Origin of the sequence: Blautia sp. TM10-2, from assembly GCF_003480845.1 — a bacterium.
Taxonomy (GTDB): domain Bacteria; phylum Bacillota; class Clostridia; order Lachnospirales; family Lachnospiraceae; genus Fusicatenibacter; species Fusicatenibacter saccharivorans.
In genome coordinates this window covers 1-26,491 of the sequence record NZ_QUJZ01000015.1, presented here as the reverse complement: position 1 = coordinate 26,491, position 26,491 = coordinate 1, and the positions used below count along the sequence as shown (strand labels likewise).

At 49.1% G+C, this 26,491-nt stretch carries 18 protein-coding genes; 1 reads left to right on the top strand and 17 read right to left on the bottom strand.

Annotated features, from left to right (window positions below):
- Window position 1: 1 nt before the first annotated feature.
- The 14 genes from DXD92_RS14950 to DXD92_RS14885 all read right to left on the bottom strand — a co-directional run bounded on the left by DXD92_RS14950 (window position 2) and on the right by DXD92_RS14885 (window position 21,944).
- Entirely contained in the window at window positions 2-1,291 is a 1,290-nt protein-coding gene (locus tag DXD92_RS14950; protein WP_055219311.1) for a glycoside hydrolase family 125 protein, read from the bottom strand.
- A gap of 111 nt (window positions 1,292-1,402) precedes the next feature.
- Window positions 1,403-2,854, bottom strand: a complete 1,452-nt coding sequence (locus tag DXD92_RS14945) for an ABC transporter substrate-binding protein (RefSeq protein ID WP_117509974.1) — start codon at window positions 2,852-2,854, stop codon at window positions 1,403-1,405.
- 95 nt (window positions 2,855-2,949) lie between these two features.
- Entirely contained in the window at window positions 2,950-3,882 is a 933-nt protein-coding gene (locus tag DXD92_RS14940) for a carbohydrate ABC transporter permease (protein WP_117509975.1), read from the bottom strand.
- A gap of 12 nt (window positions 3,883-3,894) precedes the next feature.
- Complete coding sequence (locus tag DXD92_RS14935) at window positions 3,895-4,782, bottom strand: ABC transporter permease (RefSeq protein ID WP_055265684.1); 888 nt, start codon at window positions 4,780-4,782, stop codon at window positions 3,895-3,897.
- Window positions 4,783-4,837: 55 nt separating this feature from the next.
- Window positions 4,838-5,893: a LacI family DNA-binding transcriptional regulator gene (locus DXD92_RS14930; protein ID WP_117761903.1), complete on the bottom strand. Its 1,056-nt coding sequence runs from the start codon at window positions 5,891-5,893 to the stop codon at window positions 4,838-4,840.
- A gap of 315 nt (window positions 5,894-6,208) precedes the next feature.
- Window positions 6,209-6,850, bottom strand: a complete 642-nt coding sequence (pnuC, locus tag DXD92_RS14925) for a nicotinamide riboside transporter PnuC (protein ID WP_117761902.1) — start codon at window positions 6,848-6,850, stop codon at window positions 6,209-6,211.
- Window positions 6,851-6,858: 8 nt separating this feature from the next.
- Window positions 6,859-9,255, bottom strand: coding sequence for a hypothetical protein (locus DXD92_RS14920; protein WP_117761901.1), 2,397 nt, complete (start codon window positions 9,253-9,255; stop codon window positions 6,859-6,861).
- A gap of 50 nt (window positions 9,256-9,305) precedes the next feature.
- The gene (locus DXD92_RS14915) at window positions 9,306-11,087 is read right to left on the bottom strand and encodes a class I mannose-6-phosphate isomerase (protein ID WP_117802496.1); all 1,782 of its coding nucleotides are present in this window, start codon (window positions 11,085-11,087) and stop codon (window positions 9,306-9,308) included.
- A 145-nt stretch (window positions 11,088-11,232) separates the two neighbouring features.
- The gene (locus DXD92_RS14910) at window positions 11,233-11,949 is read right to left on the bottom strand and encodes a GntR family transcriptional regulator (protein WP_117761900.1); all 717 of its coding nucleotides are present in this window, start codon (window positions 11,947-11,949) and stop codon (window positions 11,233-11,235) included.
- A gap of 68 nt (window positions 11,950-12,017) precedes the next feature.
- Window positions 12,018-12,905, bottom strand: coding sequence for an ROK family protein (locus tag DXD92_RS14905; RefSeq protein ID WP_117761927.1), 888 nt, complete (start codon window positions 12,903-12,905; stop codon window positions 12,018-12,020).
- Window positions 12,906-13,180: 275 nt separating this feature from the next.
- Window positions 13,181-13,747, bottom strand: coding sequence for a hypothetical protein (locus DXD92_RS14900; protein WP_117761899.1), 567 nt, complete (start codon window positions 13,745-13,747; stop codon window positions 13,181-13,183).
- Window positions 13,748-13,865: 118 nt separating this feature from the next.
- Window positions 13,866-14,567: an ATP-binding protein gene (locus DXD92_RS14895; RefSeq protein ID WP_118640909.1), complete on the bottom strand. Its 702-nt coding sequence runs from the start codon at window positions 14,565-14,567 to the stop codon at window positions 13,866-13,868.
- A 107-nt stretch (window positions 14,568-14,674) separates the two neighbouring features.
- Window positions 14,675-18,361: a helicase-exonuclease AddAB subunit AddA gene (addA, locus tag DXD92_RS14890; protein WP_118640907.1), complete on the bottom strand. Its 3,687-nt coding sequence runs from the start codon at window positions 18,359-18,361 to the stop codon at window positions 14,675-14,677.
- Window positions 18,362-18,440: 79 nt separating this feature from the next.
- Entirely contained in the window at window positions 18,441-21,944 is a 3,504-nt protein-coding gene (locus DXD92_RS14885) for a PD-(D/E)XK nuclease family protein (RefSeq protein ID WP_118640905.1), read from the bottom strand.
- A gap of 208 nt (window positions 21,945-22,152) precedes the next feature.
- On the opposite strand from DXD92_RS14885, the gene DXD92_RS14880 reads away from it, so the two are divergent.
- Window positions 22,153-22,626 carry a hypothetical protein gene (locus DXD92_RS14880; protein ID WP_022462423.1) on the top strand — a complete coding sequence of 158 codons (474 nt, stop codon included), beginning with the start codon at window positions 22,153-22,155 and terminating at the stop codon, window positions 22,624-22,626.
- Between the two features lie 131 nt (window positions 22,627-22,757).
- Here DXD92_RS14880 and DXD92_RS14875 read toward each other — a convergent pair whose 3' ends face one another.
- From DXD92_RS14875 to DXD92_RS14865, 3 genes are read right to left on the bottom strand one after another with little or no spacing between them, the layout of a single operon-like run.
- On the bottom strand, window positions 22,758-24,668 hold the full coding sequence (locus DXD92_RS14875; RefSeq protein WP_118640903.1) for an NAD(+) synthase: 1,911 nt from the start codon (window positions 24,666-24,668) through the stop codon (window positions 22,758-22,760).
- A 15-nt stretch (window positions 24,669-24,683) separates the two neighbouring features.
- On the bottom strand, window positions 24,684-25,559 hold the full coding sequence (hslO, locus tag DXD92_RS14870; protein ID WP_022462421.1) for an Hsp33 family molecular chaperone HslO: 876 nt from the start codon (window positions 25,557-25,559) through the stop codon (window positions 24,684-24,686).
- A gap of 9 nt (window positions 25,560-25,568) precedes the next feature.
- Window positions 25,569-26,336, bottom strand: a complete 768-nt coding sequence (locus DXD92_RS14865; protein WP_117509992.1) for a class I SAM-dependent DNA methyltransferase — start codon at window positions 26,334-26,336, stop codon at window positions 25,569-25,571.
- Window positions 26,337-26,491: the final 155 nt, after the last annotated feature.

The window sequence follows — 26,491 nt, the reverse complement described above, 5'->3', positions numbered from 1 at the left end:
TTTATTTCTTAATCTCATATCCGCAATACTGCATCACCAGCTCACAGAACATTGCGTTTGCCCAGGAGAACCACTCTCTGGTGTAAACGGTCGGATCATCTACGAAAACACCCTCGTGCATCAGTCCTGTACCGCCGTCGGTTGCCATCAGTTCGTGGATCATCTGATGTTTCTCCTCTTTTGTCGGTGCGGTCAGTCCCTCGATGGCTTTGGAGATGTGCCATACGTAGCGGACCGGTGTGTGCGGGCTTCCGATACCGGAAAGCTTCGTTCCTGCATAATAGAACGGGTTTGCCTCGCTTAAGATCAGCTTTCTTGTGTTGTCAGCCACTTCCTGGCTTTCCGGCTCGTAGCCGAGATAGCTCATAGCCAGAAGACTCGGTACATTGGCATCGTCCATCAGATTATACTGGCCAAAGCCGTCTACCTCGTAAGCATAAACATCGCCAAGTCCCCAGATATGGGTGGTACCGTAAGTCTCAATGGCCTGTTTTACGGTCTTTGCCATCTCTTCTGCTTTCTTCGCAATCTCCTCTTTTCCGCCGACGAAATCTGCGATCTCCTTCAGATAATTCAGAACGACAACCGCAAACATGTTGGACGGAATCAGATAACCGTAACGGCAGGAATCATCGCTTGGACGGAAGCCGGACCAGATCAGGCCGATGCCGGATTTTACCTGCGCACCTTTTCCATCGCGGGAAAGCGTATCGGTGTAGGAGCAGTTTTTACGGATGAAGCTGTACGGGGATTTCTCCTCGTGGTTCATTTCAGTCTCAAATACAGTCAGGATTTTGTCAACACCTTCCCAGAAAACCTCGTCAAACTGATCCGTTCTTCCGGTGTTCTTCCAGAACAGATAGGAGAACTGCAGCGGATAGCAGAGAGAATCGATCTCATACTTTCTCTCCCAGATCCACGGTCCCATATCGGTCTCGTCCTTCTCCCAGCAGTTGCCGTTCGGTCCTTCGTTGAATGCGTTTGCGTATGGATCAATGTTGATGCACATAAACTGGCGGCGGATCAGGCCTGCGATCAGGTCAGCCAGCTCCGGGTCGTTCTGCGCCGGAACAAGGTACGGGCGCAGCTGTGCTACCGAGTCACGCAGCCACATGGCCGGGATATCTCCGGTGATGACGTAGGTGCTGCCGTCCTCCATTTTCTTTACGGTTGTGTCGAGGGTATTGGAGTAGCATCGTTCAAACATATCAACGATTTCCGGCTCGTCTTTCAGTTTTTCTCTCAGGCTTAAAATCAGCTCCTGAATGGACTTTGGTAAGGTCTCTTTCATTCTTTTTTCATCCTTTCGCTCAATTTTTCTCATTTCCCGTTATTCTACAACAGGGCATCTCCGCAATCGAAAATGCCCTGTTGTAGTTCTTATAAAATTAATGTATCAGACTTATTTCTGTGCGTCAATCTGTTTCTGAGCTTCTTCGCGGATGGTCTCCCAGCCTGCGGTCTCAAGCTCTGCATCGATTGTTTTTACAAGCTCTCTCGGATCCTGTGCGCCGGTGAATAACTCAGAATAGTATTTCTCATATACGGCACGGCAGTTTGCAAGCTCTGTTTCGATGTTGGAGGTATCCAGGTTGAATCCAAGCATCTCAGACGGAGTTGCTTTCTCGTTCAGCTCTTCTACTTCATCCCACTGGTTGAAGTCAACATCGTCTGTCTGAGTTACGTTGAAGAAAGTACCCTGGGTATATCCGGCCATACCCCAGTCAGTGGTCAGGCGGTGTACCTTATTGTCATCGGTGTACTCGAAGTCTTTTCCTTCTGCTCCATAGTAGAACCAGTCACGTACTTTGGAATCCGTATTTACCAGGTTCAGAAGCTGAAGTGCTTTGTCCGGGTGCTTGCATCCGGAGTAAATACCATTGATGGAACCACGTACAGTTGTGTTGGAAACGACTGTGTTGCCATACTGTACTGCTGAACAATTGGCGATACCATTGTTCGGACCCCATGTTGTTTTTGCAGCGCCGCTCCATCCCTGTGCAACAAAGAACATTGCGTATTTGCTGGAATCATCTGCTGTCGGAGCGTCTCCGTTGATGATGCCCTCCTGATACATTTTACGAACGATATCCAGGTTGGAAAGGATTTCTTCGTCATCCAGCGGATTGACAACGGTCTTGCTGTCATCGCCGTATTTAACGCCGATTGCCGGAAGTCCGGAGCTTAAATCATCGTAGTTCAGGTTCAGCAGGAAGTTTGCACCATTTTTGGACATGAAGTACGGAGATCCGCCTTCGCCCTCTTTTACTGTCTTCAGAGCATCGTACAGAGTATTGAAATCTGTTACAGAATTTACATCAATGTTATATTTGTCTGCAATATCCTGATCCCATACAAAGTACTCGGAAAGGGAGCTGTCTTTGTAGGTCGGTACGCCGTAGATTTTTCCATTTACTTCTACTGCTTTCCAGTAATCTTCCGGAATCATGTCATACAGCTCGGAAGCGTTGTCTTTGAGCAGATCTGTAATGTCCATCAGTGCGCCGGTGTTCACCTCAGAAGAGTAACGGTTCTGGTCGGTGAACAGGATATCGAAATACTCGCCGGAGTTTGTGATAACGCTTCTTCTGTTATCCCAGTCACCCCACGGAACGATTTCCATGTCTACATTAACGCCGATTTTCTCCTCCAGATATGGGTTGATCTGTGCAAGCCACTCATCATAATCCTTCGGCATTCCGTTACCAACCTGAATCCATTTCAGTGTAACAACTTCATCTTTTGCATCACTCTTTGAAGAGCTGCTGCTTCCGTTGCTGCTTCCGCAGCCTGCCAGCATGCCACCGGCCATAACAGCAGAAAGTGCAAGAGCTAAAAACTGTTTCTTTTTCATTGTAGCATCCTCCTGATATAAAATATAGAATGTTGAAATTATCCTTAACCGAAGCCTTTTGCTTCAGTATGAGATCCATAAAGGTAAATGGTCGATCAGCCTTTTACCGCACCGACCGTCAGACCGGAAATGAAGTATTTCTGGAAGAACGGATAGCAGCATGCGATCGGGATGATGATGATGATTGCCATCGCCATACGGGCGCCCTCTTTTGGCATCGAGTTCATGTACTGTGCCGTGGTAACGCCAAGAGACGGGTTGTTTGCCATCACCTCAATATTTCTCTGTACGTGATCCAGCAGAGCCTGCAGGGAATACAGCTTGGTATCGCTGATGTACAGGGAAGACTGGAACCAGTCGTTCCAGTAACCGAAGGTGAGGAACAGGGCGATCGTTGCCATCAGCGGTTTCGACAGCGGCAGGGCGATCTTTCCGAAAATCTGGAACTGGGTTGCTCCGTCGATCTGTGCCGACTCAATGATGGATTCCGGAATGTTGGTCTTGAAGAACGTTTTACAGATAACAACGTTGAACGAAGAAACACAAAGCGGAAGGATCAGCGCCCAGATACTGTTTTTCAGGTTGAGGAACTGTGTGTTAACTACATAAGAAGAAATCATACCACCATTGAAGATCATTGGAATAAAAACGACCATGGTGAAGAATCCGTTCAGTTTGTAGGTGCTTCTGGAAAGAACGTAACCCATCAGCATCGTAAGGGCAACTCCGATTACCGTACCGATAACCGTTACCGCAACGGAAACGCCAAGTGCAGTCACAATCATCTGTCCTTCCCGAAGAAGGAATTTGTAGGAATCCAGCGAGTATGCACTCGGGATAAACTGGTAGCCATTCATCTTGATCGAATGCTCGGAAGAAATCGAGATCATGAAGATGAATACCACCGGGATAATGCAGGCCAGGGCAAGGATCACAAAAATAACATTGAAAATTGCATTTGTAGATCCCTGGATCTGATTTAAATGTGAAGAGGAAGCCAGATCAAGATCTTTTTTCTTTTTTGCCATTTTTGTACCTCCTTAAATAATCGCGCTGTCTTCATCAATCTTCTTCACAATGGCATTGGCAAGAAGGATGGTGATGCAGCATGCAACAGACTGGAAGAATGTTGCCGCAGAAGTCATTCCGATCGGAGTGGAAGACTGCAGTGCGTTGTATACATATGTGTCGATAGTTGCTGTCGTTTTGAAGATCGAACCGCTTGCTCCCTGAGAAAGCTGGAAGAACAGTCCGAAGTCGGAGTAGAAGACCTTTCCGACATTCAGGATGAACATCATGATGATGACACTCTTTAAGCAAGGCAGGGTAATGTGCCATACCTGCTGTCTCTTATTGGCGCCGTCCATAACGGCTGCCTCGTACAGTGTGGTATCAATACCGGAAATGCTGGACAGGTAGATAACCATGTTGTATCCGGTAGATTTCCACAGATACATGAAGATCAGGATAAATGGCCATACACCGGCACTCATGTACCACTGAATCGGTTCCTTGCCTGCATTTCTCATTATACTGTTGATCAGACCGTTGTCCTGGTTCAGGAATGCATCCAGGAAGTAGGAAGCTACAACCCATGACATGAAATATGGGAAGAACATCATCGTCTGATATACCTTCGACGCTCTTTTGTTGTGCAGCAGGCTGATCATGATAGCCAGTCCTACGGAAAATACCATACCAAGAACGATAAATGCAAGGTTATACAGGATTGTGTTTCTCAGGATGACGAACAGGTCGTTGGATCTGATCAGGAACGAAAAGTTTTTGAAGCCGGCCCAGTCACTGTGGAGCAGGTTATAAATGAAACTCTTTCCGCCGGTGATTTTGTAATTCTTGAACGCAATGATCAGACCGAACATAGGCAGGAAGCAGAACAGAATATACCAGATGGTGGTCGGCAGCGCCATGACGGTCAGCTCCGTGTCATTCTTGGTCCAGCGTCCTTTTTTCTTTTTGCTTGGTTTACTCAAGATTTTTTCCTCCTTCTCCCGATTGCTCGGGCTTATCACTTGATCCGTTTATCTTACAAACGGAATCCCGGTAAATAATCTTTCCGGGAATGCGGTATACCTCGCCGCTCTTTTTCTGCGGTTCATTCATATGTTTGATCATACGTTTTGCCGCAAGACGTGCAATCGCGTCGGTGTCAACCGCAACCGTGGTGAGCGACGGACTGCACAGTTGTGCATAAATGGAATCATCAAAACCGGTCACGGAAACATCCTCCGGTACGCAGATTCCACGCTCTTTTAATGCCTGCACTAATTTGAATGCGGTGGCATCGCAGTTACAGACAAATGCGGTGGGCAGCTTCTCCGGTAGCAAAAGCGGAATGGCAATGCCTTCCTCGCTTCGGTCCGGGATTCTCCACTCATTTTTCGGGGAAATTCCCTCCTCCAGCATTCTCCGCAGATATCCGAGATATCGGTCGGAAATACTGGTTGTACTTCCTACGGTTCCGACAAATCCGATGTCTGTGTGGCCCTGCTGGATCAGGTAATTGGTCAGCTCATAGGAGCTGTAAATATTCTCGGTGATGACGGAATCGGATTTGTGGGTTCGATCGTAGATGTCCACATACACTTTCGGGAGATCAATCTGTGCAATCTGCTCCCGGACACCCTTATCGAGAATACCAAGAAAGATCAGGCCGTCGAACAGCCCTCTGGTCTGTATCGTGTTCATGTCCGACGGGAGTGTTGCTGTTGTCGGAGAAATCATGATACTCGAACAGGATGCTCTCTGCAGCTCGTAGATGATCCGCTCGTACATTGCCATATAAAATTTTCCTTCGTCTCCGGAGCTGAACCGCGGACTCATGATGATACCGACTTTTTTGCTCTTCCGTTTTCCGTAGTCCGGAAGGACATAACCGGATTCTCTCGCAAGCGCAAAAATCTTTTCTTTCAGTTCTTCTCCCACGCCGTCTTTTCCGTTCAGCGCCTTGGAAACTGTTACTTTACTGATGCCCAGCTTATCTGCCAGGTCCTGCATGGATACTGATTTTCTCTCTGCCATGTTACCAACAGCCCCTCTATTTGTTTCTTAACTTGTGTTTAGATGTTAACATCTTTTAGAAAGATTGTCAATAGCCTTTTCGTTATTTTGTATATTAAAATTCTTATTTTCCAGTCCTAATTTGTATAGATCGAGGAGTATTCTTCTGTTTCTTTTGATTTTTTAGACAGAAAATCTGTGTTCTTGTGTTAAGTCACATAACATCTTAATATTAACGCAGTACTTTTTCGCCTGTTTTCATTTTTAACGAAAAAGCAGCGGAAAGTCTGACTTTTTCGTCTTGTTGTCGCCCTTTCGCTGCCTTTCACTTTTCTATTATCTTCCGTACTGCTGCCGGATCGCCATAGCCGCATTGATTGCCACCGCCAGAAAAAAGACGGCTACAGATATCCCTGTTCCCATTGTTACTGCTTTGAACACCCATAAAATTGTTCCGCCAATCCCGGAACCCAGATTAACAATATAGGCATTTTTATAACAGGCCGCCAGTCCGATACAGGCAATCGCACTGCAGACAAAAAAGAATGTATCAAAGAAAACATTGATATCCAGTGTTCCATTTACTTTTGAGAGGACAGCCGCTATAATTCCAAACAGTATCATCGCTCCAAGAACCGTAAAGCTCAGCTCCCTGCGGTTCATCTTCCGCATAATGGTTTCCGTCTGTTTCTTCTTCCCTCTCCATTTCCAAAAGCTGTAAAGAGCCATCGGAGCCTGCATAAAAATCATAAATACAAAAGTTGCATATATCTTCGTCTGCCATGCCAGAATGCCATTGCAGATCGCATAGACAAAGCCAATCAGGAATCCCGGTGCAAAATTCATGGACACCATAAAATTAAACGTAATGCCGATCAGGGCTGTTACCAGGGCAAACAGCGTGTCCCCGCCAATCACCCCGGCTGCAGCGACTGCTGCAATCTGCAGCAGCAGAACAATATATTTTTTCTTTTCCATATTTTTAGTTATCCGCAAATAAAAGTAACCACACCCTTGTCATTATCCGACAGGCTTTCCATATCTTTCTCTGCGGTTTCCTGCTCCACAATCTCCACTCCATAACGGAACTCACTGAATCCGGACAGGTCCATCTTGAAGTTTGTTTCCCATGTGTTATTCATAATCCAGCTGTAAACCGGCCGTTTATTATTCTCCTCTTTGTTATCGCACAGAAGGATTGGGTGGGATTCCATCTCCCCCATGTAAAGTAACGGTGTGTCAAAAGTATTAACCAGAATCGTCTGATCTTTTGTCCGGTAAACGAGCCCTTCATCCGCAATATAGTATTCCATATTGGTGCCAGGAAGCTGATCAATACCAGGGCGCATGGTAACACCTCCGTTCTGGATCATCACTTCCGCATTCGGAAGATTTAACGATAACGGAAGGTACAGGCTTTCGATATCCTCGCTTAATGTTTTTGCTACCCGGTAAGAAAACTCAATTTTCGGAAGATGACGGTACATTTTGATCACAACACTGCTGTGATACGTTCCCTCTAGGGTAAAGATCAGTTCTACTTTGGTAAACACCGGTCCGTGATCCAGAATTTTCACATCCGTAAGGTCACCCTGATACTGCTCTGCGTGAAGTCCGCGGATATTTCTTCCGATCAGACTGCGTTCCGCATAAACCCCCTTCCGTATTTCGGTGCGTTCATAAACCGGCGTGAAGAACGTTTCCAGACCGGATTTGCACATTTCAACCTCTGCTTTTTTATTGTAAAAGGAGGTAATACCCTCTCCGACTTTCCATTTGATCTGAAAGAAATCGTTTTCCAGACCGTAAGGCAGTTTGTAACTTTCCGGATCGTACGTGTTCACAATATCGCGCACCCGCTCTGCGCCTACCCAGGCAGTTCTGGTGAACAGGGTCTGGGACGGAGCCGGCTGCTCTTCGTACGTGAACGTTTTCTCTTCCATTGGCTCAAATTCTGCCAGAAAACTTATCAGGACTCCGCGCGGATGAGCAGACAGCTGCACCTCCATCTCCTGTTTTGTTTTGTCATCGGTTACTTTAACTGCAGAAAGACTTAAAGTTTCTACGTAAAATTCTACCGGAAATACTCTCTTTTGATGGCTTGTGGAAACAGCTTTCACTTTGCCGGACAGATTGTAATACCGCAGGATATCACCCAGTTTATGGCACTGCTCATTTTTACGCATTGCCGCGGCCTCATGTGCCTTGGAAGCATAGCTGTTTTTTCGCATATCCAGATTTGTTACCATGGTATCATACGGATTGGTTACCGTAGCAGAATGACCCCAGGTGTGCTCTGCATATAAAAGAGAATTATCGCCATATGCCTGAATCAGTTCTTTGTTATGTACCCCTGTTTTTTCTTCCAGTCGGTCGCAGATATGGTTCAGTCGTACGGCTTCTTTGTAATGTTTTACCGCATATGGTGTACTTCCAACGCCATTGCCCCACCAGTCATTGATGGCACCCCGATACACTGGTGCATCCTGCACTTTATCCCGGATTTTGTCATACAATTCCTGAAGCGTCACCATATGCATGGTGACTTCTTCGCCATATTTTTCATTAAACAGCGCAACCGTATCTGCAATGGCCGGGTTGATCGGCGCATTATCCGAAAAAACGCCGGAAACACTGGTGATATAGAAATCGTACGGATAACCGTTTTCTTCATATTCCTTTATGCTCGCAGCCAGATTCGTGTGCAGATTTTCCAGAAGTCCTGTCACATCACCATTCTTTTTGCCGAAGTAGTTTTCCGTCATAAAATTAACATTTTTGTTCAGAACAATGCCGAGGGCATTTCCCAGGTTATAATGCTCACCATTCCATACCAGCAGACGCTGTCCGTTCTCATTTTCCCAGAAATACGGTTTCTGGTTCTGATACAGCGGATACATGCCGTGATGGGTATGGATATTGGTATACAAAAATTCTACTCCGTTTTCGATCAGGGCATCGCGCTGTCCCATGGAGATACCATTAATATCTGCAATCATGGCTGTTTTGATCTGGATTCCTTTTTCGCCGCAGATTTCCTGCATCGTATGGATTTTTTCTTTCAGATATTTGCAGTCGGCAAGATCATTAAAGTTCAGATAATTGGCAGACAGACCGATGTTTCCTTTTTTTACCAGATCGAAAAACTTTTCTTTTTCTTCCTCCGTTGCCATTTTGAAGAACTGCTCCACGCAGTACCATGTCTCACAGTTCCATTTCAGATCTTTCTGGGTTGTGTTGTTTTTGATTCCATTTTCAATCAGTTCGACTGCCCGGCGGATGTTGTTTGCCTGATTGTAGATCACCTGCTCCTGCAGATCGGTGTATCCCACGTCAGTGTGGGAATGATGTACGATGTAGACTTCTCTGATTTTGTGTGTCATGATAATTTCTCCTTTTCCTGTTCTATGTTGCTCAAAATTTTTATCTCTCTTTACCCCACAGATGCCACCAGCATTTTAATCATTTCGCCCTCTTCCGGTACAATCCGGTATGTTCCGACCGCTGCAGGAACGATGGCGGTTTCTGCGTAATGTACCGTGAACGGTGCAAAGCTGCCATCCATGCTCTCGATGCGGGCACTTCGTCCCTCCACAAGATTCATCACATGAACCGTGTCATCCATCGAGATGGTGTGCGGCCCGGAAAGTGTATAGCGGATTGTGTCGATAAACTCGCGGCTGTGCAGTCCGGTGCGCTCTACTTCACAGTTTTCTGTTTTTTCCAGCGTTTTCTGCTGGCCGACGATATTGTCGTACACCCATTTGGTATCGCGGTTCCACTGGATATTTTTCATACCGTGGTCGAGATGGATCGGACGCGGCAGTCCATCCATGCCAAGGCGGCCCCAGTCCCAGAGCTTAAAGGTAAAAATATACGGTGTCGCGCTGATTTCCAGTACCATTGTATTCTTGCCGGAACAGTGCACCGTTCCTGCCGGGATCAGCACATGATCGTGTTTTTTGACCGGAATTTTGTTGACATATTTTTCAGCTGGGAAAAGTTCTTCTCCTTTTTCTGCTGCACGAAGTTCCCGCCCCATCTCTTTTTTATCCACGCCTTCTTTGAGACCGAGGTATACATACGTTTCCTCGTCTTCATCGGCATCCAGAAGATAGTAGCTCTCATCCTGCGTATATGGCATGCCGAATTTTTCATAGATATATTCGGTCAGCGGATGTACCTGCAGGGAAAGGTTCTGACCGCCCATCGTATCCAGCAGGTCAAAACGGATCGGGAATTCTGCGCCGAACCGGCCGTGGACTCTTTCACCCAGCAGTTCATGCGGCGCATAGAAGACAAGATCCTGTGCCGGTACTTTTAAGACTTTTCCGCCGATTTCCAGATTCAGGCTGTTTTCCTCCGGAACTCCGTCAAAGCTCCACGCGAAATTTTCCTTCGATGCATCCAGACCAAAGTTTTCCTTCATCCACTGACCGCCCCATACGCCAGGGTCGAAATACGGCTCCATACGAAATGGCTTTCTGGCAAGCTGCTGCAGTGCGCCTCGGAAGGCATTTCCCGTTGTAAGAACCGGTGCATTTTCTTTCTCCGTATCCAGAAGATACGTGAATTTTTCATACCGCTCTTTTTTATAGCGGTCCGCCAGACGCCATTCAATGAAAAATCCCCGTTTATATTTCGTCAGGATCGGATCATTATAATTGGTACTGTGCCAGTTTGGCATGCCGCTCCGATAGCGGAGCTGAACTTCCCAGCGGGTCAGATCGCAGTAAACAAGTAGATCTGCCTCGGTCAGAAGCTCTGCCGCTGTACCAACGATCACGATCAGACCACCGTTTGTATCTTTTTCTTCCGCACGTTCTGTCTCAATTGCTTTTTTCATGGTTTCCAGCTTTTCGCTCTCAAACCAGGTGTCTATGGTTTTATGACACATAATGCCGAAAACACGGTCATCGGTGATGTAATCTTTAAATTCTCTTAACAGCGTTTCTTCGTCTTTGGCACAGTCTTCGATATCAAAAATCCGGTCTGGCTGCAGCGCATTGGCCAGTTCCATTATTTCTTCTTTTCGTACACCCGGGTACAGATCAAAGGAAAGAATACAGGTTTTCTTTTCTTTCTGTTTTTCCTGAACCGCCCGTTTTAATTCTTCAATGATCTCCTTTTTTTCATCCCAGATTTCATTTTCATATCCTGTGATTTTCATTTGCGGATGTAATTCGTAGTTTCCATATTTCTTTTTTAAATTCATTTGGATTCTTTTCCTTTTCTTAATTTTTCTTCCATCCATTGGGGTGTTTCCTGCGCCGATCAGACCTATCATCTTTGTTTCAACGCTTTCGCATCTGGCGGATTTCGCACTTCTGTCCGGTTTCGTTTTTTTACATGTCATATGTTTACAGTTCCACCGTGTACTTATAACGATTTCCCGGATAATAGCAGATCGAATATTCAAAAACCTCGCCGCCCTTCCGGAATGTCTGCCGTGTCCGGATAAAAATAGGCATCTGCGCATCAATTTTCAGTGCTTTCTGCACCTCTTCCGATGGAAGTGCCGCCTCAAGCGTATCCCGGCCGGATTCAATATAGATTCCATGTTCCTCCCGCAGATACTGATACAGCGATTCCATGTATGGCTCCGGCTCTGTTGGCAGTTCGCAGATTTTTTTCAGATACGTAATGGTATAGACCATGGGTTTTCCCACAGCATTCCTCACACGTTTCAGGCAATAACATGGCTCCGTCAATGGAATCTGCAGACTTCTTGCTACCGTTTCCCCGGGACTTATCAGTTCCATCTTGCAGTATGTTGTCTGCATTTCGATATGATGCTTTTTCATTTCTTCCGTGAAACTGATGACACCTTCCATCTGCTCTTCGACTTTCTCGTAGACAACATCTGTTCCGATGCCACGCCGTGCACGTGCGTAACCGCTCTGTACCAGATTCGCCATCGCCTGGCGTACTGTCACACGCGAAAGCTCGTACTTTTCCATCAGCTCTTTTTCTGTTGGCAGAAAATCTCCTTTTTTGTACGTACCGCATTCGATCTGCTGTTTCAGAATCTGTTCCAGCTGCGCATATAGCGGCGGTGCTCCCGGATTTCTATCCATTTTTGCAGTTTCTCCTTCTTCTTTTCTCTCCATAGCATTATATTTTTGTTTCTGAAAATATTTTTGCTCTATTGTGTTTTTTCAGGAAACTGTGACAACAGGCCTTCCATGGCACGGCCGGATGTTTCCGTTTCTATCTGAATCCGAATCTTTCTTTTCTCGCACTCTCTTTCCAGTTCTTTTCCAAACCAGGAAAAACTTTTTGCAATCTGTCCGCCCAGAAGCAGCAGATCCGGCTGATATTTCTCCAGCACAGGAAGAAGGCCAGCCGCCACATCTGCTCCAAATCTTCTCCAGACTTCTTCTGCCTCCATGTTTCCCGCTTTTACCAGACCATACAATTCTTTTCCACTCCACACTTTTCCTGTCACAGCCAGGCTAATCTGCTCCAGACCGCGCACAGAAAGATAATCGTCCAAAATGGAATCTCCAAACGGCTGTTGATAAATCCATCCATTTTCCGGCACACCTTTTCCTGTTTTCACCGTTTTCCCGTTTTCTACAAAAGCCGACCCGGCGCCGGTTCCGATGCAGACGCACAGAATTTTATCCGCATCACGACAGTTTCCGTACCAGCTTTCTCCCAGTGCAAATGCTTCAATGTCATGTAAAAACAAAAATCGTGCTGATCCAAGTTCCGGCACGCGCGCCTTGATTTCTCTTTCCAGTGGAATCCCGTAAATGGCATCGTACTTATTCAGTCCCTGCATCCGGCTGATTCCATTTTCATAATCAAACGGACCCGGAATCGCCATCCCAACTCCGACAACACTTCCGTCTGCTTCTCTCATCAGTTCCCGGCAGATCTTTGCAAAATTGTCCAGAATCTTCTCTGTGCTCTTCTGCGCCTGTGCTGGAAATTTCCGGATTTTTGTTCTTACTCCATTTCTGTCCGACACACTTCCTTTGATTTCCGTTCCGCCAACATCCAGAAGGATATATTTTTTCTTCTCCATCCCGCTTCCGTCCCTTTTCATCTTTTCCCTGTATTCTTTCTGTTTATATGCCACTAGGATCTCATTTCTTTGTATTGGTTCTCCTGCCACCTTGTTATAATGTTATAACCTATTCATTTTTCTGTTGCAAGCGCCTGTCTGCAATTTTGTCTGCTTTTGCAAAACTTTGTGAAAACGCGATAATACGTTTTATGCACTTGGCGCAGAACGCAAAAAATCCCCTGTTTCCGGGGTTTTTTATACACTCCGGACAGAGGATTTTTCTTATTTTCTACTTATTTTAATACATTTTCCAATTTAACAAAAAGGTTATTCATCTCCTGCACCACGCTCTGCAGACTCTTTTCCCCGACATAGTTTCCAATCGCAAACAATGCCTTATACAAAAAATTAACCGCCCCCTGCAATTCTTCGTTTTGCTCTTTTGTTTCTTTCCGAAGCTGCTGCAGTTTTTCTGCCATCGGAAACAATTCCGCAAGAATCTGCTCTTTTCGTGCCCGATCCGACGGTTCATCTGTCTCCATTTCTTCGAGATCATAGTTATCTGTTCTGCCGCATTTTCCCTTGCACACTGCGCAATCCGGATTCAGACGGTTCTTTTCTGCCTCCACGCGTACAATCCAGGATTTCCCCTCTTCTTCCCTCAGCTCTTTTTCCGGATTTGCCGCACAAATTCCGCCAAGCAGAATCTCATGCGTGGCTTTGTCCGGGCGGTGACCATTGCTGTCACCGCTGGAAAACTCCTGCGATTCACCTTTTGCTGCTTCTCCTCTTCCATCTACCGACCGGGCCAGACCGATCAGCGCACCAAGAAGCTCCTTTTGTATCTTCGTCATACTCATTTTTCTAATACCTCTTACCGAGCTTTTCATTTTTTTCGTCTTACATATTCCACAAAGCAGAATGTACCAATTGTAAAAATACTTTTAAGGGCACACGCTAATTACTATATCTGATTTTCTACAAAATTTCCCCCTCCGTAGAAATCACCACGGTTTTCACCGGAATCTTCTTTCCACTCTCTTTCAGCGCCATCTTCACGGCACGCTCCATTCCTGCGCAGCACGGAACCTCCATGCGTGCAACCGTGATACTCTTAATATCATTCCGCATGAAAATCCGCGCAAGTTTCTCGGAATAATCGATATCGTCAAGTTTTGTACAGCCTACGAGAACGACATGATCCCGAATAAAATCCTGGTGGAAGTTTCCATACGCATACGCTGTACAATCCGCCGCAACGAGAAGGTCTGCTCCTGCAAACATCGAAGCCCGCTCCTGCACCAGCTTGATCTGCACCGGCCACTGGCGGAGCCGGGACGGAACTGCTGCAGAATTTTCCTGCGCATCTGCACGGTTAATCGCCCAGCTGTTTTCACCTGCTTTTCCTGCTCCGGTATTCTCCTGCCCGGCCGCCTCTTTTGCCTTCCGCTGGTTCTCTTTTACCGCCTCCTCATCGTACGGCAGCGCCTCCCGCTCCACAAACGAAATCGCATCTGCCGGACAAACCGGCAGGCAGTCGCCGAATCCGTCGCAGTAGTCATCCCGGATCAGCTTTGCCTTCCCGTCAACCATCGCAATCGCACTTTCATGACAGGCATGCGCACAAAGCCCGCATCCTGTACATCTGTCTTCCTCTATCTGAACAATTTTTCGAATCATCACTGAATCTCCTTTTTTCTCTTTGTTTCTCAATACCTGTTTGTTTCTCAACCATGATATCATACTTTATCCCTGTTTTGACAGTTGTTTTTTTTAGTAGTTTTTTCCTACAATACCAACTCTTCGTCCAAAGCCAGCGAATAAATAATCTTCTCTTTCACCTTTTTTCCTGTCGTCCGCTCCAGTGCCTGCTGGTAGTAGGCGAGCTGTTTTTCATACCGCTTTTTCAGCTCCCCGACTTCTTTCACACGGTCCGTTTTGTAGTCCACAAGAACAATCTCATCCCCCTCCGGGAACCATGCGTCAATGATTCCCTGCACGAGAATGGTTTCGTCTTCCGGATAGGACGGATCTGCCTCACTTGCCGGAACGGACATCACAAACGGCTGCTCCCGTTTCAGGGTTTCATTCAAAAAGGCATTCCGCATCCGCATTCCAACCGGACTTTTTGCGAAAGCGAGGATCGATTTGAAATAAATGCATTCCGCTGCTTCTTTCGTCATCTTTCCTTCTGCAATCAATTCCTCCGTCTGTGCCATCAGCTCTGTGATGCTGTACGCTCTGCGGTAATCGAGACATTCCAGCAGGCGGTGGTACGCCGTTCCGCGGTCAGAGCCCGTCAGAGCCGCAACATGATCCTTTTTCAGAAAGCCCGGCACAATTGGTACGAGTTCTTCCTGCGCAAACAGCTCTTTTCCGATTTCGGATTCCTCCATCCCGACCTTCTTCAGCTGTGAAACGGTAACCTTTACCGGAATCTGTTTTTCCTTCTCATACGGATACTGGTAGGCAAACCGCTCCTCCACAAGTTCCTTCAGCGCTGCTTCTCTCGGCGGCTGCTTCGGAATTTCCATGATTTTCTGCTCATTCACCGCGCGCTCCATCTGATGCAGCACCTCTCCCTCAACAAGTCCTGCCGGTGATACAAGGCGGATCGTTACCGGAATTTTCTCTGCATACAGCGGATTGTCCACATTCCCTGCCAGACCGAATTGTTCATACAGCCCGTCGAAACACCGGTTTCTCGAAAATGCCGGCAAAATCCAGTCGAGATACCCGGATGCACTGCTCAATGTCTGATACGACAGCAGCTCCTCCTGCCGCCCCGCATGTGCCGCGCACTGCTTCACGCGGCTCTCCAGCTTCGACGCCATGCCCGTCATAATCAGCTTCTCCTTCGGGCGCGTCATGGCAACGTAAAGCACCCGCAGCTCCTCCGCCAGATTTTCCAGCTTCATGCTCTGCCGGATGATCTGCCGCGGCAGTGTCGCCTGACGGACGCGGTGCTCCGGATCGATCGCATCCGCGCCGATACCCATGCGGGAATGGAGTACAAGCGCCGCACGGCTGTCCATCTGGTTAAACGATTTGCCCATGCCCGAGAGGAACACAACCGGGAATTCCAGTCCTTTACTCTTGTGAATACTCATGATACGCACCGTGTCTGCGCTCTCCCCGTAAATATTCACCTCGCCGAAATCGACTTCATACTTCTGAAGCTGCTCGATATAACGGATAAAGTTGAACAGTCCACGGTAACTCGTCGCCTCAAATTCCACCGCCTTTTCCACCAGCATCTCCAGATTTGCCCGCCGCTGCACACCACCCGGCATTGCAGATGCATAGCCGCCGTAGCCCGTCTCCTCGAGAATCTGTGTGATCAGCTCATGGATCGGCGTATACGGCACGCGGCTTCGCAGCGTTTCGAGCTGTGCAAGGAACCTCCTCAGCTTCTCCCGGAGTGCTTCATCATCCCCCATCGCCGCATATTTTCCACATGCCTCGTAAATTTTCACATCTTTATCCACACAACGCACCGCCGCAAGCTCCGTGTCTGTGCATCCGCAGATGGGGGAACGCAGAATGGCCGTAAATGGAATCTCCTGACATGGATTATCACACAGGTGCAGATAATTCAGCACCGTAACAATTTCCTGCGTGGAAAAGTACCCTGTTTTTGATGTACTGTAAGCCGGAATTCCAGCCGCCTGGAGCACACGCGAAAACGTCTCCGACCAGCCGCTGACCGCACGGAGTAAAATGACGATATCCCGGTACTGGATTTTCCGGTATTCCCCGGTCTCCTTATCCACAACTTCCTCATTTCCAACCATTTCCCGGATGCGCGCCGCAACGGCAGCCGCCTCCGTTTCCATCTTCGTCTCGCGGGATTTATCATCTTCCAGCTCCGGCGCCTGGTCGTCCAGCAGCAGAAGCTCCGTTTCGTATGCCCTCTGCCACGGATCCGTATTTCCCTCTTCTTTCTTCGGGAACGCCGCACCCGCATGGAGGCTCGCCGCCTCATCATACGCAATGCCGCCAAGCTCCGGACTCATGAGCTTACGGAACACATAGTTCGCCCCTGCAAGCACCTCCGGCCGGCTTCGAAAGTTTTTATCGAGATCAATCCTCTGCTGGCTTTCTCCGTCTTTTTGATACGTGCGATATTTTTCCAGAAACAGCTCCGGCCGCGCCAGACGAAATCCGTAGATACTCTGCTTGATATCGCCGACCATAAACCGGTTCCACCTGCCGTCCTCCTCACCGGACACCGCAGAGAGCAGTGCCTCCTGGATAAAGTTGCTGTCCTGGTACTCATCGATCATAATTTCCCGGAATTGCTCCGACAGCTCCCGCGCCGCATCGGTCCGCACCAGGCAGCCGTCTTTTTGCTGCACGAGAATTTCAAGCGCAAAGTGTTCCAGATCGGCATAATCGAGAATATTTTTGCTCCGTTTTTTCTCCGCAAACGCTTTTGCAAACTGCTCCGTCAGATCAATCAGCACCCCGATGGGCTCCCGGCAGTCGGCAATCTCCTCCGCAATCGCAGCGCTGTCCTTCTCAAAGAACTGCTCTTTTAACTTCTGCAGCTCCTTTTTGCATGCATCGCGCTCCGCCTTTACCTGATCTTTCAGCGTTTCACTCACATCGTCTGCCTTTTTCCGCGAAAGTGCTTTAAACTTCATTCCGGCCATCGCGCGCACCAGTTCATCAAACGATTCTGTTTCCAGCAGTTCTTCCACCATCTGCTGGTCAGAAGCCAGCGCCTCATCATATAAATACGGTCCTCCAGAGCTTACTGCTGTTTTCCGGTTTTCCTGAATCCCTTCCAGAATACTCGAGAGCCGCTTTTTCGCCTCGCTCATCAGCTCCTGTACCCAGATACTCTCCTGCACTGCTTCCGGTGAATCCATCTGGTACGCCGCCCGGCACTCTTCGAGCCACTGCTCCGGCCACGGATAGCTCATGGAAAACTCATACAGTTTCAGCACAAGTGCATCGAGCCCGTCATCCTGCTTTCCCGCCGCGTAGCTCTCCACAAACCGTGTAAATGCAGACTCCTTTTCCGTAAAGCGTTCTTCCATGACCTTCTGGATCACATCGCTTTTCATCAGACGGATCTCCCCTTCATCCGCCATGCGGTACACCGGATCAAGATCGATCATCTGAAAATAATTTTTGATAACGTACGAACAGAATCCGTGAATCGTGCTGATCTGCGCATGGTGAAGCAGGGTCTGCTGCCTCTGCAGATGCTCATCCTCAGGATCTTCCTCGAGACTCTGCTGCAGCGCACGGCCGATTCGCTCTTTCATCTCACCTGCCGCTGCCCGCGTAAAAGTCACAACGAGCAGCTGGTCAACATCGATCGGACGCACAGGATCCTTTACCATCGCAAGGATCCGCTCTACCAGAACCGCCGTCTTTCCGGAACCTGCCGCCGCGCTGACCAGAAGATTCCGGTCTCTCGTATCAATGACTTTCTGCTGTTCCGCTGTCCATTTTACTGCCATTTATCTCTCCCTCTTCTTTCTGGCTGATTACTTTCTCATACATGGAAAACTGCATTTCTCTTTCCTTTCCGGAAGGCAGTCACTCCTTTTGATCACTTTGTGTTATCTCCTGCATCGCCTTCATCAGCAGTTCCGTGTCCATGCCCTTCAGTTTGCGGTACTCGTATCCCTGAATTTTCTGGTCAAAACCGCAGATTCCCTGATATTCACAGTACGCACACGCCGTCGCACCGTCCCGCTGATACGGGGAAATTTTTACATTGCCCGAAAAAATGCCCTCGCCGATCTCACGCACCTTCTTTCTGGTGTACGTACGGATCACATCAAACTGCTCCGGCGATGCTACTTTCGAATAGCTCGTATAACTTCCATCCTTCTTCTTTCCAACCGGAATCACATCGGATGTCGTTCCGTCCTCAAGCACGCGGTCGAGAAGCTCCACAACTTTCCGGTCCGCATTCACAAGACCGTCCATCCGCAGCGCTTTCAGCATCCGCCGGCCCCACGCCTCGTCGGTCTCATCCTCCTCCTGATCGAGCATCGGATCATCAATATGATAATAGAACACGCCCGCCGGCTCCACCTGCTTGCCGGGATGCTTTTTCTGCTCCAGTTCCACCGCCGCATCGAGATAAACAGCAAGCTGCAGCTGCAGTCCATAATAGAGCGCCACCAGGTCGAGCGACGTATTTCCCGTCTTGTAATCGATAATTTTCACATAGACCTTATCGTCCGTCTCGCAGAGATCCACGCGGTCAATCCGTCCGCGCAGACGCATTTTCTCATGCTCCGACAGATCGATGTTGATCGCCGACAGCGAGTCCTCCATCGAGAACGAAACCTCGAATTCCCCTGGCTCAAATTCTCCCTGCCGGATCTGCTGCTGCAGTGCCCAGACAGTTCGTTTCAGGATCCGCTTCACGCGGATAATGCGGTACTGATTCCGGCTTGAACTCTGAAAAATTGTGTTTCCATAGTCCGCCATCGTCTCCTCGACACACTCCTCAATCAGACGGTCACGCGTATCATCGGTCACCGTCTTCCAGGTCTCACCGTTCTCCTGCAGTTTTTTCGAAAACTTCTCAAGCGCCTCATGCATGACCGTTCCCATATCCGCCGCTTTCAGCTCATACTGATCCCGCTCGCGGATCTGAAGGCCGAACTCCATAAAGTGGGCAAACGCACACGCCGCATACTTTTCCAGCCGCGTTGCACTGTTTTTTAACGTATCTCCGTACAGTGCCGATGCCGCACTCCTTCCGATTACGCCGTCCGCACACCGCAGAAACGCCGCTTTTCGATACGTCTCCGCCGGAATTCCAGCCTCCGGGTGCGCCGCATACCAGCGGTAAAGCTCCTCAAACAGCGGATCGATCTCTCCCTCCGCCGCTCTGCCAAGCTCCTCCAGAAACAGTGCCTCGCCGGAACGCGGCATTTCCAGTTTTTCCTCCGGTTTTTCCTCTTTTTCAATATCCCGCACTGGAATCTCCGGGAAGAGTTTTCGTATTTCGTTGATCAGATACGACGGATTCTGCGCCTCGCCGGACGCGCCCGCTTTCGCAAAGGAAAGGTACAGCCGCTCCGACGGTTTTGTCAGATTTCGGTAGAGATGGAATTTCTGCTGATACATCGTCTCCCGCGCCGTCGGGGACAGCTTCGCATCCGCCCGTTCCAGCTCCTCGCGGTCATATTCCGAGAGAATGCCGCCGCCCGCGTCGTGGCGCGGAATCAGCCCGTCATTCACGCCGACGAAAAACAGCACGCGGATGTCCTTCAGACGCGACCGTTCATTATCACCGATCAGTACCTGGTCCGCCGTCGGCGGAATAATACCGACAGATGCCTCCGCAAATCCCGCTTCCAGAATTTCCTGATACTCTGCCAGCGTCATCTTCTCCTCACCCAGCACCTCGACGATCTTGTCCAGCAGCTCCATGACGATGCCATAAATCTGACTGTATTCTTTTGCAAATGCCTCCTGGCCCTGCTGTTCAAACTGCTGCCGCCGCTCCTCGAGTTTTTCCTGCATCTGATTCTGTACCGCCAACGCGTACAGGGCCTCCGTCCGCTCCCGCACCGTGGCATCTTTTTTCTTCATCCGCTCCGCAAACGGCTGCACTTCAGCATAGAACTTCTCCCGCAGAAGATTGCGCTGCGGCACTTCATCCGGCTTGATGCCGCGGTAGCCCCTCGTCCAGGTTTCCCCATACGCTTTCAGCCCGCGGATACCAAGCGCGAGCACATAGTTTTCCATCGCATCCGTCTCCTCGCGGTCCAGACTCGAAAGACCGCAGCGCAGATAGCGGAAGACGCTCTCGTACGAAAAACTCTGTACCACCATCTCGATCGCCGCACGCAGAAATTCCACGAACGGATTCATCAGCACGGAATGCTTTTCGTCCACGAAATACGGAACACCACATTTTTCAAAGATTTCCCGCGCATACGTGCCGTAAACAGAAAGATCTCCGGTCAGAACGGCGAAATCCTGGTAACGCATGCCCTCCTCGCGCACCATGCGGCGGATCAGACGCACCGTCTCTTCCAGCTCGGCACGCGGATTCGGCGCGACGCTGATGTAGATGCCCTGCTGTTTCGCCTCGTATCCTGCTGCCGGATTTCCTGTCTTTGCTTCCGTTCCTGATTCTGGTCTTTTTTCTATTCCATTTCCGGAAAATCCTCTCTTTCCATACCGGAACAGTCTCTGCTCCAGCTGATCCATCGTGCTTCCCGGCTGAAAACGGCCATGTCCCGAGCGTCTGACCCAGATTTCCGGCTCCACCGGGCACCCTGCTTCATCTGCCGCTTTCATGAGCTGCTGGACAAGCTGGCGGCTCATCGCAAAAAGCTGATGCGGAATCGCCTTTTTATACGGGTCCTCCCGCTCATCCATAATAATCGTCACATAAACCTTCGCACAGAGCCGGAACAGCTTTCCAAGCACACCGATCTGCACCGGCGTAAATCCGGTAAACCCATCCACCAGTACCTCACTGTTTTTAATCAGCTCCGATTCTTCCAGCTTTCCCGCCAGAACTTCCAGCACATCCTCCGCCGTCACGTAACGGTTTTCCAGATATTCCTCAAACGCACGGTAGATCACACCGGTGTCCTTCAGCTTTGCCGCCAGCAGCTTTTTCTCTCCCGTCTCTTCCGCCCACGTATCAAGCTCGGACGGCGCAATCTGATACTGCTTCAGCTCGGAAATCAGCGATTTCATCTGCGAAACCGCACCGGTTCTTTTTAACGTGCTGCCAAGAATTGTCAGCTCCTTTTTCTTTTCCTGCGCAACGCGCTTCACCACGAGGCTTTTTCCCGTCTCTTCAAGCACCGGATACAGGCTTCCTCCGGTCTCCTCAAAAATACGGTAGGCCAGACGTTGAAAACTTAAAATATCAATATTTAAAATTCCGCCCGCCGGATGCAGAGACACGAGTTCTTTCTGCGTCTGCATCGTAAACTGCTCCGGCACGACGATCAGATAATTTTTCTCCGGGTGGCGCGCCGCTTCCGCCAGGATTTTTTCATACGCATACCGCGATTTTCCGGCCCCCGAATTTCCCATAATAAACTGCAGACTCATACCTTGCTCCTCCTGTTCTGATCCATTTCTGCCCCAAAATAAACATAGCTACAGTATAGCAGACTCTTTTTTTTGATGCAATCAACCTGCTGTAGAACAACCTTCATAAAAACCATTCTTCCCACATACATTATAGTAAAAACGCCCGCCTGTTCCGCCCCCGCTTCCCGCCCCGCAGACGGCTTTTCAAAAAGGAGTGTGCCCGCCCATGAGTTCCAAAACGAAAATTGTTGTACTACATATGAAAGAAGTGGTTTACACCGCTGTTTTTCTTGCTCTCGCGCTGATTCTTCTCGTGGTGTTTCTGATCATGTTCTCCGGGAAGAAGGATTCTGCGAAAAAACCTTCTGTCACCACTGCTGCTTCCGCCGAAAATGCACGCTACATTCCCGGCATCTACACCTCCACGATCTCCCTCGGCGACCAGACCTTCGATGTGCAGGTCAATGTTGAGCAGGACCGCATCACCGCGATTTCACTGAATAACTTAAGTGAAACCACCGCCGCCATGTATCCGCTCATGGAGCCCGCGCTCGATTCCATCGCAAGCCAGATCTATGTGAATCAGACGACGGAAGGCCTCATCTACGGAGAGGACGACCGCTACACCTCCGAACTGCTCGTCTCCGCGATCAATCAGGCGCTCGAACAGGCTCAAAATCCTTCCTCCGCAGAATCCTGATCTTTCCATGCAAAAAGGCCTCGAAGCATTCTTCTGCTCCGAAGCCTTTTTTCTGTCGTGCATCTCAAAATTTGATTCCCTGCACCAATTTGGATTATCTTTGTTTCTTTCTGTATTTCCTGTTTTGTTTTTTACAGCTGGTCGAGTTCCTCTCTCCAGAGCTTCACGCACGCATCACTCGGCATACGCAGGTCGCCGCGCGGGGATACCGCAACGCTTCCGACCTTCGGGCCATCCGGCAGGCAGGAGCGTTTGAACTGCTGCGCGAAAAATCTCCAGTAGAACGTTTTCAGCCATTTTAAGATCGTCGCATCATCGTAGACACCGGCAAATGCAAGTTTTGCCACACGGTAAATCTTGAGCGGTTCGTACGTCACACGCAGCATATAGTATAAGAAGAAATCATGAAGCTCGTACGGTCCGACGAGATCTTCTGTTTTCTGAGAAATGACACCATCTTTCGGCGGCAGCAGTTCCGGGCTGACCGGCGTGTCGAGCACATCCAGAAGGATATCGGAAAGTGCTTTTTCCCCGCAGGTGTCCGCATAATACTGCACCAGATGGCGCACCAGGGTTTTCGGTACGGACGCATTGACGGCATACATCGACATATGGTCGCCATTGTACGTTGCCCAGCCAAGTGCCAGCTCGGAAAGATCACCAGTTCCAATGACCATACCGCCGGACTGGTTGGCAAGATCCATCAGAATCTGGGTTCTCTCACGCGCCTGTCCGTTTTCATACGTCACATCATGCTTCTCCGGATCCTGTCCGATGTCGCGGAAATGGAGATTGACGGCCTCTTTGATATCAACCTCTTTTAAGGTTGCACCAAGGCACCGCGTCAGTTCACAGGCATTCTGATACGTGCGGTCCGTCGTTCCAAAGCATGGCATGGTCACAGAAAGAATCTGGTTTCTCGGAAGGCCGAGCAGATCGAACGCTCTGGCAGTGACGAGCAGTGCCAGCGTCGAATCGAGTCCGCCGGAAATACCGATAACCGCGCTCTGGCAGTGCGTATGCGCCAGACGTTTTTTCAGTCCCATGGCCTGAATATTTAAAATTTCATCACATCGCTGATCCCGGTTGTGCTTATCCGACGGTACGAACGGCCGCGGATCGAAGTAACGGATCAGCTTTGTTTCTTCTATTGTTAATGAGAACTTAACCACCTGATAACCGTCGGTTCTCTGTTCCGGATATGTGGTCATTCTTCTGCGCTCACTCGTCAGACGATCAACATCGAGATCCGCGCAGACGATCTGATTCTCAAACCGTTTTGCCTCGGCAAGAATCGTTCCGTTCTCCGCAATCAGATGCTGTCCGCCAAAGACGAGATCCGTCGTGGACTCGCCCTCGCCTGCTGTCGCATAAATATAACCGCAGATCAGACGTGCCGACTGTGCACTCACGAGGCTTCTCCGATAGCTATCTTTTCCAACCATCTCATCACTCGCGGAAAGATTGACGATCACTGTCGCACCGGCCAGGGCATGCGCCACACTCGGCGGATTCGGGGTCCAGAGATCCTCGCAGAGCTCTGCAGCAACTTTGAGGCGCGGCATCTCCGCACACTGGAAGAGCAGATTCATGCCGAACGGAACCTCTTTTCCGAAAAATTCCGTCGTTGTCACCGCTTCTTTTCCCGGCGTAAAGTGACGCAGCTCATAAAATTCATTGTAGTTCGGCAGATACTTTTTCGGTACAACGCCGAGCAGCTCTCCATGACAGAGTACAGCGGCCACGTTAAACAGCTTTCCGCCCTGTTCCCACGGAAGGCCGACAAAAATCAGTGCATCGGTCCCTTTCGTTCCGTCGGCAATCTCTTTTAATCCCTCTTTCGCCGCGTCGATCATCTGGCTCTGCCAGAATAAATCACTGCAGGTATAGCCGGTCAGCGCCAGCTCCGGGAGCACCATCACTTTTGCGCCCTCGTCCTCCATTTTATGAATGGTTTCCAGAATGACTCTCGTATTTTCTCTGACATCCGCTACTGCCACCGCACAGGAAGCGGCTGCGACTTTTACGAATCCCTGTTTCATCTCTTTATCCCTCCGCTATTTGCTCTTACGCAATAATTCTTTCAGATCCTCGGTAGAAAATTCATAGGCGCTGTTGCAGAAATGGCATTTCAGCTCCACCGGTTTTGCTTCCTGAATCATCTCGTTCAGTTCTTTTCTTCCGACCGCTATCAGCGCTTTCGATACACGCTCACGGCTGCAGTTGCAGTAAAACTGGGTCGGCACGGTATCGTTGATCACAAGGTCCATGTCTCCAAGCAGTTTTTCAAGAATCTGCTCCGGAGTCAGGCCCTCGTCAAGGAATGCGGTAACGGAATTGACTTCTGCCAGACGCTGCTCCAGTTTTTCAATGACTTTCTCATCGCAGAACGGCATCAGCTGAATGATAAAGCCGCCGGCCTGACGGACGGTATTGTCTTTGTTCATCAGCACACCGAGTCCGACGCTGGACGGAACCTGCTCACTCGTTGCAAAATAGTAGGTCAGATCCTCTGCGATCTCACTCGTCTGCAGAACGCACTGTCCGACGTACGGCTCTTTCAGTCCCAGGTCTTTGATGACATCCATGAATCCGACGCCGACAGCACCTGCCACGTCAAGTTTTCCTTTTTTGTTGGCCGGAATCACGACGTCCGGGTTTCCGACGTAACCTTTTACATTTCCTTTGGAATCTGCTGTTACAGTAATGCCATTCAGCGGTCCGCCGGCATGGATGCGCAAGGTCAGAAGGTCTTTATCTCCCTTCATCATAACGCCCATCATTGCACCTGCTGTCAGAAGGCGGCCCAGCGCTGCGGTTGCAACCGGGCTCGTGTTGTGATCCTGGCGTGCTGTCTCTACGGTTTCTCTTGTTGTCGCTGCAAACGCACGAATCTGTCCGTCTGCCGCTGTTGCTCTTACAATATAATCCATGTTTCTCTCCTATTTCTCACTTTTTCCTTTTTCTCTTGCTACGACATAAATACGTTCGCTCTCCGGTCTCGGCGCATCCTTTGTGAATGCATCGTAAGCCGTTACAAACTCCATGCCTGCCTCTTCCAATAAGCGGCAGATCGTCGCAAGATCGTACGCTCTCTGATAATGTACCTCCTCAAATTTACGGTACAGATCGGAATCTTCTCCCTCCGGGATGAAAATGGCGAGCTCATATTCGTTGATTTCTTCCTCCGGGTCATAGTAATTATCCCAGATGAAGCTTGCCTCTTCGCGGTTTTCCGCAATCGTAGTCTCACCCATCTGTTCATATTTATACTTTGTATTCAAATCAAAAATAAACATGCCCTTCGGATCCAGATAATTGTTGACAAGTGAGAATACTTCCCGCAGATCATCTTCCTCCAGAATATAGTTGATAGAATCGCAGATGCTCACAACCGCCTTCACGGTTCCGTAGAGCTCAAATTCCCGCATATCCTGAAGCAGATATAAAATGTTTAAGCCGGACTCGGCGCGTTTTTCACTGGCAATCTCGAGCATATCCTCAGAATTGTCCACGCCGATCATATCGTAGCCCTCTTTGGCGAGCAGCTCGGTCATGTTTCCCGTTCCGCAGCCAAGATCGAGCACCAGTCCGTCTTCCACCTGATATTCTTTTAAAAGCTGAATCAGATATTTGCTCCAGGCAGGATAGTCCACGTTGTCCATGAACATGTCATATACCTGGGCAAAACTGGTATAACTTTCATTCATCTTTCTTTTCTCCTTCATCGTTTACAGTAGCTACGCCTTATTGTATCACATCACACAGGGCAACTCAATATACGAAAAGACCTGCAGGATCCCTGCAGGTCTCATTCACTCCCCGAGTTGGGCTCGAACCAACAACCCTTCGGTTAACAGCCGAA